Origin of the sequence: Halorientalis pallida, from assembly GCF_004118325.1 — an archaeon.
GTDB classification, from domain to species: domain Archaea; phylum Halobacteriota; class Halobacteria; order Halobacteriales; family Haloarculaceae; genus Halorientalis; species Halorientalis pallida.
Genome location: NZ_RDFA01000001.1, coordinates 838,125 through 849,954, shown reverse-complemented (window position 1 = coordinate 849,954; position 11,830 = coordinate 838,125). Strand labels below are relative to the sequence as shown.

At 68.5% G+C, this 11,830-nt stretch carries 12 protein-coding genes; 5 read left to right on the top strand and 7 right to left on the bottom strand.

The features are described 5' to 3' along the window. Positions 1-105 precede the first annotated feature (105 nt). Positions 106-1,371 carry a KaiC domain-containing protein gene (locus EAF64_RS04600; RefSeq protein WP_129067774.1) on the top strand — a complete coding sequence of 422 codons (1,266 nt, stop codon included), beginning with the start codon at positions 106-108 and terminating at the stop codon, positions 1,369-1,371. Between the two features lie 216 nt (positions 1,372-1,587). On the opposite strand, the gene EAF64_RS04595 is transcribed toward EAF64_RS04600, so the two are convergent. Together EAF64_RS04595 and EAF64_RS04590 are read right to left on the bottom strand one after the other, a co-directional pair. Further along, on the bottom strand, positions 1,588-2,052 hold the full coding sequence (locus EAF64_RS04595; RefSeq protein WP_129067773.1) for a hypothetical protein: 465 nt from the start codon (positions 2,050-2,052) through the stop codon (positions 1,588-1,590). 43 nt (positions 2,053-2,095) lie between these two features. Beyond that, on the bottom strand, positions 2,096-2,524 hold the full coding sequence (locus tag EAF64_RS04590) for a universal stress protein (RefSeq protein ID WP_129067772.1): 429 nt from the start codon (positions 2,522-2,524) through the stop codon (positions 2,096-2,098). A gap of 105 nt (positions 2,525-2,629) precedes the next feature. Here EAF64_RS04590 and EAF64_RS04585 point away from each other — a divergent pair, with 105 nt between their 5' ends. Continuing rightward, positions 2,630-3,409 (top strand): DUF7537 family lipoprotein, encoded by a 780-nt coding sequence (locus EAF64_RS04585; RefSeq protein ID WP_129067771.1) that lies wholly within the window; start codon positions 2,630-2,632, stop codon positions 3,407-3,409. A 15-nt stretch (positions 3,410-3,424) separates the two neighbouring features. Here the strand turns inward: EAF64_RS04585 and EAF64_RS04580 are convergent, their stop codons facing one another. Beyond that, positions 3,425-5,302 (bottom strand): ATP-binding protein, encoded by a 1,878-nt coding sequence (locus EAF64_RS04580; RefSeq protein ID WP_129067770.1) that lies wholly within the window; start codon positions 5,300-5,302, stop codon positions 3,425-3,427. A gap of 122 nt (positions 5,303-5,424) precedes the next feature. On the opposite strand from EAF64_RS04580, the gene EAF64_RS04575 reads away from it, so the two are divergent. Beyond that, positions 5,425-5,766, top strand: coding sequence for a DUF7113 family protein (locus EAF64_RS04575; protein ID WP_129067769.1), 342 nt, complete (start codon positions 5,425-5,427; stop codon positions 5,764-5,766). Here EAF64_RS04575 and EAF64_RS04570 read toward each other — a convergent pair. Continuing rightward, a complete protein-coding gene (locus EAF64_RS04570; protein ID WP_129067768.1) occupies positions 5,763-7,013 on the bottom strand; it encodes a DNA double-strand break repair nuclease NurA in 1,251 nt (416 codons plus the stop codon). The genes EAF64_RS04575 and EAF64_RS04570 overlap by 4 nt on opposite strands. Before the next feature lie 214 nt (positions 7,014-7,227). Between EAF64_RS04570 and EAF64_RS04565 the strand changes: the two genes are divergently transcribed. Further along, entirely contained in the window at positions 7,228-9,036 is a 1,809-nt protein-coding gene (locus tag EAF64_RS04565) for an FG-GAP repeat protein (RefSeq protein WP_129067767.1), read from the top strand. Positions 9,037-9,049: 13 nt separating this feature from the next. Here EAF64_RS04565 and EAF64_RS04560 read toward each other — a convergent pair whose 3' ends face one another. Beyond that, a complete protein-coding gene (locus EAF64_RS04560; RefSeq protein ID WP_129067766.1) occupies positions 9,050-9,445 on the bottom strand; it encodes a DUF7522 family protein in 396 nt (131 codons plus the stop codon). A gap of 119 nt (positions 9,446-9,564) precedes the next feature. Between EAF64_RS04560 and gpmI the strand changes: the two genes are divergently transcribed. Then, on the top strand, positions 9,565-11,082 hold the full coding sequence (gene gpmI, locus EAF64_RS04555) for a 2,3-bisphosphoglycerate-independent phosphoglycerate mutase (protein WP_129067765.1): 1,518 nt from the start codon (positions 9,565-9,567) through the stop codon (positions 11,080-11,082). Here the strand turns inward: gpmI and EAF64_RS04550 are convergent, their stop codons facing one another. Further along, positions 11,083-11,484 (bottom strand): hypothetical protein, encoded by a 402-nt coding sequence (locus EAF64_RS04550; protein WP_129067764.1) that lies wholly within the window; start codon positions 11,482-11,484, stop codon positions 11,083-11,085. A gap of 48 nt (positions 11,485-11,532) precedes the next feature. After that, positions 11,533-11,715, bottom strand: coding sequence for a hypothetical protein (locus tag EAF64_RS04545; protein WP_129067763.1), 183 nt, complete (start codon positions 11,713-11,715; stop codon positions 11,533-11,535). Between the last annotated feature and the right edge of the window lie 115 nt (positions 11,716-11,830).

Sequence of the window (11,830 nt, the reverse complement as noted above, 5' to 3'; positions counted from 1 at the left end):
CAGTCCCGGCCCCTGCGGACGTATCGGCACGTGAGACCCGGGCAACATATATGTCGCAGCATACCCAGGGTCGGACATGGCCACCCGGCCGTCAGTGAACCACTCATGAGTGAGGAGGACGACTGGTTCGAGAGCGCCGTCGGCGACGAGGACGCCGACGGTGACGACGCCGAAGGCGCTGACGACGGGCACGACGACAGTGGCGCCGACGGTGCGGAATCACCGTTCGGCGACGACGCCGGCGACGAGTCACCGTTCGGCGACGGGAGCGACAGTCCGTTCGACGGTGACGACGCGGCCGGCGAGTTCGGCGACGGAAGCGCCGAGGCTGACGACAGTCCGTTCGGCGGCGAGAGCAGTGACGACGCGGCCGCCCTCGGGGCCGGCGAGAGCGACGGCGCCGACGGCGAGAGCCCGTTCGGTGGGGGCGGCGATGCCGACGATGGGGGGTCGTTCGGCGACGGCAGCGACGAGGGCGGCAGTCCGTTCGGTAGTGGCGGCGGTGACGAGGACGGCGGGCCGTTCGGCAGCGGCGGCGGGGGAGACGGCGGTGGCGGCGACGACGGCGAACTGTTCGACGACGACTTCGCCTCCGCGTTCGGGTCGGCCGGCGGCGGTGGCGGCGGTGGTGGCGGCGGCAGTGAGTTCGACGACGAGGACTTCGAGTCCGACATCCCCCGCCTCGACGTGGGGATTCAGGGCCTCGACGACATGATTCAGGGCGGCATCCCGCGTCGCCACCTCATCGTGACCATCGGATCGGCCGGGACCGGGAAGACCACTTTCGGGCTCCAGTTTCTCCACCACGGCCTCGAAAAGGAAGACACCGAGAAGGCCGTCTTCATCACCCTCGAACAGAGCCACGACGCCATCATGGCGACCGCCGACGAACGCGACTGGAACTTCGCCGAGCACGAGGAGGAAGACAACCTCGCCATCATCGACTTAGACCCCGTGGAGATGGCAAACAGCCTCCAGAACATCCAGGCCGAACTCCCCGAACTCATCAAGGACTTCGGGGCCGACCGCCTCGTGCTGGACTCGGTGTCCCTGCTGGAGATGATGTACGACAACCAGGCCAAGCGCCGGACCCAGGTGTTCGACTTCACCCGGTCGCTAAAAAAGGCCGGCGTCACCACGATGCTCACCTCCGAGGCCAGCGAGTCCCACGAGTACGCCTCCCGGCACGGCATCATCGAGTACCTGACCGACGCCGTCTTCCACCTGCGCTACGTCCGCCAGGAGACCCGCGAGACCCGCATGGCCGTCGAGATTCAGAAGATCCGGAACGCCAACCACTCCCGGGAGACCAAACCCTACGAGATCACCGGCGACGGGATCTCCGTGTACCAGCAGGCGAACATTTTCTAACGACCTTTTTGCACCCCCCGGACGCGCGGGCGGCGAGTTTCTCGCCGCCCGCGCGAAGAGTCGGGCAAAGAGCTCGGTCAAAAATCGGCCCTCCCTCCCGTGCGCGCCGAGGGCGCGCGTGGTCACTCGGGCCGGTTCCGCGCGCTCGCGAGCCTCCGGCTCGCTCGCGTGCGGGTGCTGTGCTCGTCCGCTAGCGGATTCGTCACTGCTCGATCATCACCGAGAACCGCTCCGGTCGGATCCAAACGACGAAATTCGACCCGGCTTCGAGGTGGTACTCGCCGATCGAGGCGGAAGACTGTCCCGTCTACCGCCGTCGGTTTCTGCGATCAGTTCGTACTCTCCTTTCTCGTCGATGCCGGGATCGAGCATCGTCGATTCGCGTGTCGCCAGGGTCACGCTGTCCTCGAAGGTCGTCGCTCCGTCGGCGGTGACGGTCGCAGTGACCGTTCTGGTCGGCTCGCTGTAGTTCGCGACCGAAATTCCGACGTCCTCGGCAAAGTCGAACGTCCCGGTCGAACCGGAGCCAGTGGTCGAATTCGTTGTCGTGGTCGGAGCGGAGTCCAGTGCCGACGCGGGTTCCGTCGTCGGGACGGGCGTATCGTCGCTGCCATCACTGAGACACCCACCGAGGGCGACACAGCCGGCACCGACCGCGGCGAGGAGGGCGCGCCGTCGCATGGTCGGGGGTCGTCCAGTCCGGGTAAGTGCTTTCTGTCGCGCGTCAGCGCGCGACGGTCACCGGAACGGTCGCGTTCCGGACGACGTTCTCGGCGACGCTACCCAGCAGGATGCGGGTGACCCCCGAGCGGCCGTGACTCCCCATCACGATCCGGTCGACGTCGTGTTCTGCGGCGTACTCGACGATGGCGCGGGCGGGCTTGCCGACCACGGTGTCGGTCGTGATCGCTGCGTCGAGGTCGCGGCCTTCTTCCTCCAGTTCTTCGAGCAACGCCGCGGCGTCTTCCTTGGCGTGTTCGTACCACTCCTCTGACGCGGCCGGGAACGACGCCCCCGCACTGTACCCCGCCTCCGTCGGGTTGATGACGTGCAACAGCACGAACTCCGCCTGCGGATGTTCCCGCATGGCGAAGTCACAGGCCGCCCGGGACTGGTCGGAGCCGTCGACGGGAACCAGGATGCGCTTTCCCATGTGTAACGGTAACATGGCACCCGACAAAGGTGTAGCGGCCGTGGCGGCGTTGGCCGCGACGAAAGAGTCCCCGTGATTAAGTGACCGTTATCCGAAACCGCCCGCATGCGAACGGACCGCATCGCTCTCGTGGCAGTGGGACTGCTGGTGGTGCTGGCCGGCTGTAGCGGTTCACCCGGTGGGTCCGGCACCGACCCGGCGGGGAACGGCACGGATACACTGGAATCTCCGGCAACAGACGGAGACGCCGGCAACGCGGCCGGTACCGCGTCGACGGGTATCGAGAACGCGAGCGCGCTGATCGCGGCGACCGACCAGCGACTCGCCACGACCGACTACGCGCTCACCCAGACGCTCGAACAGCAGGCCGGCGGGGAGTCACTGACGGTGACCCAGCGGACACGGAGCAGTCTGACCGACGAGCGTCGGCTGTTCGTCTTCGACGCCACCAGCGAGACCAATCGGCTCTTCCTCGCGGACGGCACGCAGTACATCGACGCCGTGTCCGACGGCGAGACGACGACCAGGAGCGCACCGCTCCAGGGGTCGTTCGAGGCACGTCACGAACCCGAGATGCTCGGCGGGGGAGAGAGCCTCGGCGGTATCCTCCGCAACGGGAACTACACCGACGCCGGCACCGTCGAGCGCGACGGGCGGACGCTCGTTCGGTTCGAACTCGTCGAGGCGGATCGGAGTCGGATCAGCGGGACCGTCACCGACGCCAGCGGCGAGGTACTGGTCGGTTCCGACGACGTCGTCTACGACGCTTCGCTCCGCATAGAACTGGAGAGCGGCCACCTGGAACAGACGTTCCGCATCGAACACCTCGGTGACGTGACAGTCGAGCGACCGGACTGGGTCGACGAGATCGACGAGACGAACTGACGCGCTCTGCCGCGGTCAGTCCCGGCCGTGTTTGGTCACACAGACCGGCAGACCGATCAACTCGACGGGTTCGGAGTTGTCCGGCGAGTAGACGACCATCTGTCCTTTCTCCATGTAGGGCACCTTCGCCTCCAGATTCGACGGGATGTTCACCGCCGAGATGGCGTCCTCGTCGCCCAGGTTCAGGACCACGGTGGTGTTGATCTGTTTGAACACGGGTTCGGCGATGTCTTGTGGGTCCTGCGTGATGAGGAAGAGCCCGAGTCGCTCCTTGCGGCCCTGTTTGGCGGCTTCGGTGAACTTCCCGATGACCTTGCGGGCCTGCACGCTGTCGGCGTCGGTCAGGAAGTTGTGGGCCTCGTCCATGCCGACCACGAGCGGCGTCTCTTTGATCCGGTCGTAACGCGGGTCGTTCGAGAGTTTCTGGTCGACGACCAGGCTCGACAGCGCCAGCACGACCGTCTCGGTCGCCCGCCGGTCGTTGACGTGGTAGGTCGGCACCACCGTCAGCCCGCCGGGACGGACGAAGTCGGTGACCAGTTCGGTGATCGGTCGGGCGTCTTGATCGAAGACGTCGCCGAACCCACGGACGCGGCGGCGCACGGCGTCGAAGGTAGCCTCGTGGACGCGCCCGTTCTCGTCGAGTTGCTCCTTCAGCGCGGGGTCGTCGAGGAACGAGACGAACTGCTCGTACTGGCCGTCGTTCCCGTAGTTGTCGAAGAAACGCTGCAGGAGGTAGCGCAGGGCCGAGTACTGGTTGTCGTTGAGACCGCCGCCGGAGACGAGCCAGGGGTTGCCCCGCACCATCGAGAAGGGGATGGTGAACTCCACCTGCTCGGCGCGGTGGTGGTCGGCGGCGTAGGTCGCCCCGCCCACTTTCGGGACGAACGCGACGGTGTCGTCGTGGCCGCCGTAGGCGACGCCCTCCCGTTCGAGGCGGCGGCGGTCGTCCTCGTCCAGGTCGGGGTTGTCGTCGTGCATCTGGGCGTACTCGTCCTGGGGGTCGAACTGGACGACGGCGGCCTGGACCTCGCGGTCGTCGCCGGACTCGACTGGGTAGGTCCGGTCCTCGCTGAGGTACTGTCTGAGGATGTTCTTCGAGCCGTGGGTCTTCCCCGACCCCGTCCCGCCGGCGACGAGGGTGTGCCGGAAGACGAGGGGGTCGCCGGCGTCGTAGTCGTCTTTCAGCCGGTAGTCGATGGTTGGCGGCTCCGCGGCGGTCTTGACGCGCTCGCCGCCCACGGCGAGGTGACCCAGGAACACGCCGTCCTCGGGCATCTTCAGTCCGGTCTTGATCTCGGACTTGTCCGTGGCGGGCCGCACGACCGTCTCGGGTTTGGGCACGCGGTCGGTCATCCGCCGTTTCAGTTCGCCGTCCTGTTCGAAGAGGACCGCCACGGGTTCCAGCGTGGCCATGAACTTGAAGTCCTGTTCGTCGATCCCCCGGGAGCGCATCGCCCGGCGGGCGTGGATCTCGGTGGCGTCGTCGGTGCGGAACTCCTGGGCGTATTCGAGGGCGGTGATCCGGCAGAAGAGGCGTTCACCGTCGGGGTAGGGGACGAGCAGGTACTTCCCGATCCGGACGGTCGAGCGGTTCTCGACGGTGACGTAGGCCCGCAACGTCGTGTCGTCGGGGTCCTCGCTGATCGTCAGCCCCTCCGAGGCCGAGAGGACGCCGATGCCGCGGTCGTTCCCCGCGGGCGACACGTCGACCGTCTCGAACGCCGGCGTCTCGTCGTCGTCGGGGGTGCCCACGTCGTCGCTCGCCGACGATTCGCTCGCCCTCTCGGCCGCGTCGGGCGTCTCGTCGGCGGTGGCCTCGTCCTCGTTGCCGCCGCCGGACGCCTCGTCCCCGCCGCCGTCGAAATCGGTGAAATCGCCCAGATCTGACATACCAGTCCCATCGGACCGACGGGTCAAACGCGTTTCCCCACCGACCCGCGACCCTGCACCACGGGGTCGCACCGATCACCGGCGACGCGGGCTTTTTGCCCGCCGGTCGCGTACTTGCGGCTATGTTACTCATTCGCGGCTCCGCCGGGGGGACGGACCTGACCGGCACGCTGTACGAGCGCGGCGAACCCTCGCCGTCGTTCAAGGGCGCACCCGACGAGGACGCTCCCTACATCTGGGTCTGTGATTCGTTCTACGAGGTCGAGAGCGGCGGGCAGGAGACCACCATCGACGGCCGCGAGCTCAACGTCGCCTTCGAGACGCCGATGCCCCACGGCTTCGAGACCCGCGAGCGCGCCATCGAGGCCGCCAAGGAACACGTCCGCACCCAGTTCGCCCGCGTCGGCGTCGACGCCGACGCGGTCGAGATCGAGGTCACCAAGACCGAAGCCGAGACCCACTAGAACTCCGCACCCTCCCAGCGCACGTCGTTGTACTCGCGCTGGCGGTCACTGGAAAACGTCTCCTCTAACTGACGCTGGAGGGCGGCTTTCTCCTGGCGGCTGATCCGTGCCAGTTCGTCGGCCTTCTCGACGGCCAGCGGTGGGCCGGTCCGGGCGGCCACATCGGAGACGATCTGCATGGTCAACTCCTCGCGCAGGGCCTCGTCTCTCGTGAACGCGTAGGGGGCTTCGACCCGGTAGACAAGTTCCTCGCGCGGGTCGTAGACCACGAAGAACGTGACCTCGTAGGCCTCGGGGCCGAGTTCCTTGGTCAGATCCAGGTCGAGGTCGCTCTCGACGGAGAGCGGGCAGTCCGCGCCGGCCCGCGAGACGAACCAGTTGGTGAACGTCAGCACGTCGGTGTCGGTCTCGCCGTCGTCGTCGGTGCGCTGGAGGATCTGCTCGAAGAGGGCGGCGTCGTTGACCCACGGCGCGGCGGATTTGCGGCGCACGGTTCTGGTGATCGCCTTCGAGGCCGTGCTCTTGACGAAGCCCACGAGGGGCACGTCCCGCTGGACGAACCGCTCCACGAGATCGACGTAGTGCTGGACCACGTCGCGTGGGCGTTCGTCCTCGACGAGCAACTCCGCGAGCGTGGGGTCCTGATCGGTCCACTTCAGCAGGCCGGTTGGGTAGATCGGCCCGTCCAGAATCAGGAGGTCCTCGACCACGTCCGCGTTGAGTTTGGCGTGAGTACTCTCCGCGAGGTAGAGGGCGAGCGCGTGGACGACGGTCTGCTCGAACCGGTCGACGCGGGGGGCCTGGAGGATGCGGCCGCGGCCGTAGCCGGCGTCGAAGAGGCTCCAGTCGTCCTCGGTCACGTCGACGGTGCCGTCGTTCGAGTGGACGGTACTGACGATGGTGCGCCCGCGGTGGAGGTCCAGGTCGGAGGGGACGGCGGCCATCGCAGCCTGGGCCACGTCGATGACGAGGCCGTTCTTGAACGTCGTGGGATTGATAGTCCCCGAGTCGAGGCCGTGCTGGGTGGGGAAGGGGGACTCCATGAGGGCGGCGTCCTCGACGTCGACGAGCCGACAGCGCTGGTCGCCGAGCGGTTCGAGGATGGGTGTCCCCTCGTGGTAGAGCGGGTCGAGGAAGTCGGCCCAGACGGTGCCCGCGAGGTCCCGGTGGTCGCTGGCGTCGACACCGCTCTCGATGCGGCCGGCGAGTCGAGCGATCCCGTCGAAATGCACCGGGTCGAGCGTCATTACCCGGTCGAAGGGAGGGGGACGGCAAAAGTGTCCGGGGCCGCAGTCGGTCGACGGACCCGACCCCCCCGTCGCCGCTCGCTCGACAAGCCGGACGGAGAACGTCTCCACTCGAACGGAACTGATTGCCACTTCGTTCGGGCTCCGGAGCCAGTCGGACACCGTCTGATACACCAGACACCCGTTTAACTGCCCCTGTACCGTCCCTCTAGGTATGGCGCACGATGGCGGACCGCCCGCGCCGCCACCGCACACACGGCGCGGTTCGGCGGTCGCGGACTCTCCATCTCCGGTGAGCCGCCGCCGGTTTCTCTCGACGGCCGGTCTGACCGGGGCCACGACCGGCGTCGGCTTCCCGGACCGGGAGGGGGGTGCGGTGGCGGTCGGGCGACCGAACGAACCGGGGCGCACCGAATCGGGAACTGGCCACCAGTTACGCCAGCGACAGCGCGTGACGGCAACGGCGTCCGACCGCGGCGACCTGTTCGGTGGGGCCGTGGCGCTCGACGGGAATCGGGCGTTGATCGGTGCTCCCTTCGACAGCGACGCCGGCGAGTTGGCCGGCGCGGCATACGTCTTCGAGTTCGACGCCGACGACGAGGCGTGGCGACAGGTCCGCAAACTCACGGCACCGGACGCGTCGGCGGTCGCCATGTTCGGATCCGCGGTCGCACTGGACGGGCCCCGAGCGGTCGTGGGCGCACCGTTCGACGGGCAGCAGGCACCCTCGGCGGGTGCCGCCTACGTGTTCGAGGCGGTCGGTGGCTGGGACGGTGACCGGGAGGTCCGGGTCGAGAAACTCCTCGCGGACGCCAGGACGCCCGAGAGCTGGTTCGGGTGGGCGGTCGCGCTGGACGACATCCAGGTGTTCGTGGGCGAACCGGGGGCCCAGCGGCCGTCGGCCGCCGGGCCGGGTGCCGTCCACGCGTTCGGCCGTCAGCCGGACGGTCGGTGGCGACGGCTGGAGACGCTCACGCCGCCGTCGAACGAACCGACCGTGTCGTTCGGAGCGGCGGTCGCGCTGGACCGAACCGTTGCACTGGTCGGGGCCGGCGTGGCACGAATCGGCGGCGCGCCCGCGACGACGGACAGTACCGGCCGGTGTCACGTCTACCGGTTGCGTGGCGGGGCCGACGGCTGGGTCCGGTCGGCGACGCTCACACCTCCCTCGGCCGACGTGGACGGGTTCGGGAGCCGCGTGGACCTCGCCTGGCCGCGTGCCATCGTCGGGAGCCCCGGCCCGACACCCGGGAGCCCCGGACGGGCCCACGTGTTCCAGTACCGGACCGAACCCGACGAGTGGGCGCGAGTGGATCGGTTCACGCCGCCGCGTGACGAACGCCGACACCGGTTCGGGGGCTCGGTAGCGGTCGGCAGCGACCGTGCGCTCGTCGGCATCGACCCCGATCGATTCGCCATGGCCAGTCAGGCGTACGTGTTCACGGCCGCGAACGGCGGGATCCGCTGGCGGCGGGCACAGGTCCTCCCGAGCGTCGATCACGACGTCGTGGACAGTTTCGGCGGGGCCGTGGCGCTCGACGGCGACCGCGCGCTGGTCGGCGCGCCCTTCGACAGCCGGACGGACGACAACGCTGGAGCGGCGTACTTCTTCGCCATCCCGGACGACCCCGTACCGAGCGACGGTGGACGGCCGGTCCCCCCGAAGTACGTCTGGGCGAGCGCGCCCGGGCTCGTCCTCGGCTTCGCGGTCGTGAACCTGATCGACAGCCGCCGACTCGGCGAGCAACTCTCCGACCTCGCCAAACGGGCGCTCGGGACGGTCGGTGGACTGGCCGGTCTCGTCTCGCTCGCTGTGTTTCTCCTGCAGTGGGGACTGTTCTACGAGACAGCGGTCGGGGTCTCCGGATTCCTCGCGGGCGGGGCCGTCGGCGTGGCCGTCAGACGGTGGCTGTTGCCGGAGCCCGATGCGGCCGGAGAGACGATATCGGGCACGCAGGCGGAATCGGCCGGCAGCGACCGGGCGAGTACGGCAGTCCGAGAGGGTGGAAACGAGAATCAGTGACGTCGGGGTCGCCTCACTCGTCGCGGCCGGTCTTCTCGTCCAGGACCTCCGTGATCGCGGTGACGTAGGAGTTGAAGTCCCGGATCGTCGCGCCGTCGGTGGTGAGGAACACACCGTCGCGGTCGCTGGTCACGCGGAGCAGGAAGCCGTTCTCGAAGACGCGGATGGTGTAGCGGTACTCGCCGAGTTCGGTCCCGCGGTAGGCGTCGGTCGTGTTTTTGAAGCCGCGCCACTCGTGGCCGATGAAGCTGTCCAGGTCGGCGTCGCGTTCGAGGTCATCGCGGAGGTACAGTTGCTCGAAGTTCGAGCGCGTGAAGTAGGTCAACGAGCGGAGGCTGTCGCCCGCGGCCGTGCGTGCGGTCGTCACCAACTTCTCCGCGAAGGGCTCGTCCACGATGGTCGTCTCCATGCGTTAGCCCTGGCTGCCCTGTTATATAACGTCGGTGGTCTCGTACACTGCTGCCGGGGGCTCGGACGCGGCGGGGCAGGTCCGACGACTCTTTACCGCACCGTGGCGACGCCTCGCGTATGAACGTGGGTCTGGTCATCCTCGACGGCTGGGGACTCAACCCCGACGAATCGGCCCGGGACGCCGTGCGTGCCGCCGACACACCGAACGTCGACCGATTCCGCGAGCAGGGCGCGTCGAGCACCCTGGAGACACACGGCCGCCGGGTGGGACTGCCGGAGGGACAGATGGGCAACAGCGAGGTCGGCCACCTCAACATCGGTGCCGGCCGCGTCGTCAAACAGGAGACGACCCGGATCACCGACGACATCCGCGACGGCGACCTCGGCGCCAACGAGGCCCTGAACTCGGCGTTCGACTACGCCCGCGACCACGACGGCCGCGTCCACTTCATGGGGCTGGTCAGCGACGGTGGCGTCCACTCCGCTCAGTCACACCTCCACGCGCTGATCGACATCGCCGCCGACCGAGGGGCGGAAACCGTCACCCACGCGTTCACCGACGGACGGGACACCGCACCCACCGGCGGCCAGGAGTTCCTCGCCGCCCTGCAGGACCACGCCGACGAGCGGGGCACCGGCCACGTCGCCACCGTCACCGGTCGGTACTACGCGATGGACCGCGACCAGAACTGGGAACGGACGGAGAAGGCCTACGACGCCATCGTGAACCGGACGGCCGAGTACACCGCCGACACTGCCGTCGACGCCGTCACGCAGTCCTACGACCGCGACACCACCGACGAGTTCGTCGAGCCGACGCTGATCGAGGGCCGCCCCGCCCTCCGGAGCGGTGATTCGATCGTCTTCTTCAACTTCCGCTCGGATCGGGCCCGCCAGCTCACCCGGATGCTGGCCGACATCGATCCCGTCTGGGACTTCGAGACCGACCCGCCCGAGACGCGACTGGTGACGATGACCGAGTACGACGAGACGTTCGACCTGCCGGTCGCGTATCCGCCTCACCAGCCCGCGGACGTGCTGGGCGAAGTGCTGGCCGACACCGGCCACACCCAGTTGCGCATCGCAGAAACCGAGAAGTACGCCCACGTCACGTACTTCCTCAACGGCGGCCGGGAGGTCGAGTTCCCGGGTGAGAGACGTGAGATCGTCGATAGTCCGGCCGTGCCGACCTACGACCAGCAACCAGAGATGAGCGCGCCCGAACTGACCGACATCGCCGTCGAGACGATCGAATCCGAAGATCCGGACGCGCTGGTCCTCAACTACGCGAACCCGGACATGGTGGGCCACACCGGCGACTTCGACGCCGCCGTCGAAGCCGTCGAAGCCGTCGACGAACAGGTCGGCCGGCTGGTCGCGGCCATCCACGCGGCGGGCGGCGACGCGCTCGTCACCGCCGATCACGGCAACGCCGACGACATGGGCACCGTCGAGAACCCCCACACCGCTCACACGCTCAACCCCGTCCCGTTCGTCTACCTCGATTCCGACGGCACCGACGGCGACCGGACGGTCAGAGCGGGCGGCACGCTCGCGGACGTGGCGCCGACCCTGCTGTCGCTGATGGGTATCGACCAGCCCGACGCGATGACCGGCGAGTCGCTCCTGGAGTGATCACTCCGGGTCGGGCATCTCCTCGGGGACGGCCGCCGCGAAGAGCCGGTAGCCGGAGACGGCACCCAGCAGCCCCAGGGCCACGGCCAGCGCCACCGACCCGGAGAGAAACATGCCGAGGAACAGCAGTGGCGCGCTCCCGGTGAGGGCGACGCCGGCCGGGATCGGATCGACGCCGGCGGTTCGGCGGGCGCTCGCGTCGCGGGCCACCTGCCCCGGCGCCAGCAGCAGGGGGACCAGCAGGAAGACCCCGGCGGCGGTCGCCAACCCCGCCAGCAGTCCCGGGAGCGGATCGGGGAACACGACGTACCCGACGACCCCGAGGCTCCCGCCGGCCGTGACGGCGAGGACGGTCCGTACCACTACCACGCCGAAGCCCCGCGAACTCGTCTCGTCGGCCATGTCCGCCCAGAGCGGGCCGGGCCACTTAACCGACCGGAAGCGGATCGGTCAGGCCGCCTGTCCGCGGACCGTCCCGGACGTGCCGACGAGTAGCGTCCCCGCGGCCAGCGCGAGGACGCCGGCCGGGAGCAGGAGGACGGGTGCACTCTCGATCAGGCCGAGCAGTTCGATCCCGACGACGACGGCGCCTACCACCAGCGCCGCCGCGCCAGCGAGCAATCTCGTGTCCATGCGGGTCACCTCACCGGGAGTACGACGGCCTCCCTGGTGAACTCGCCTGCGTGATCCTGGCCGGTCACGTCCGCACTGACTGCCGAGTCCTGTCAGTCGGTAGTAAGTTGTATAC

Bases quoted from the DNA above. Each gene is read 5' to 3' on its own strand.
- EAF64_RS04600 (WP_129067774.1), top strand. From the start codon at position 106: ATGAGTGAGGAGGACGACTGGTTCGAGAGCGCCGTCGGCGACGAGGAC.
- EAF64_RS04595 (WP_129067773.1), bottom strand. From the start codon at position 2,052: ATGCGACGGCGCGCCCTCCTCGCCGCGGTCGGTGCCGGCTGTGTCGCC.
- EAF64_RS04590 (WP_129067772.1), bottom strand. From the start codon at position 2,524: ATGGGAAAGCGCATCCTGGTTCCCGTCGACGGCTCCGACCAGTCCCGG.
- EAF64_RS04585 (WP_129067771.1), top strand. From the start codon at position 2,630: ATGCGAACGGACCGCATCGCTCTCGTGGCAGTGGGACTGCTGGTGGTG.
- EAF64_RS04580 (WP_129067770.1), bottom strand. From the start codon at position 5,302: ATGTCAGATCTGGGCGATTTCACCGATTTCGACGGCGGCGGGGACGAG.
- EAF64_RS04575 (WP_129067769.1), top strand. From the start codon at position 5,425: ATGTTACTCATTCGCGGCTCCGCCGGGGGGACGGACCTGACCGGCACG.
- EAF64_RS04570 (WP_129067768.1), bottom strand. From the start codon at position 7,013: ATGACGCTCGACCCGGTGCATTTCGACGGGATCGCTCGACTCGCCGGC.
- EAF64_RS04565 (WP_129067767.1), top strand. From the start codon at position 7,228: ATGGCGCACGATGGCGGACCGCCCGCGCCGCCACCGCACACACGGCGC.
- EAF64_RS04560 (WP_129067766.1), bottom strand. From the start codon at position 9,445: ATGGAGACGACCATCGTGGACGAGCCCTTCGCGGAGAAGTTGGTGACG.
- gpmI (WP_129067765.1), top strand. From the start codon at position 9,565: ATGAACGTGGGTCTGGTCATCCTCGACGGCTGGGGACTCAACCCCGAC.
- EAF64_RS04550 (WP_129067764.1), bottom strand. From the start codon at position 11,484: ATGGCCGACGAGACGAGTTCGCGGGGCTTCGGCGTGGTAGTGGTACGG.
- EAF64_RS04545 (WP_129067763.1), bottom strand. From the start codon at position 11,715: ATGGACACGAGATTGCTCGCTGGCGCGGCGGCGCTGGTGGTAGGCGCC.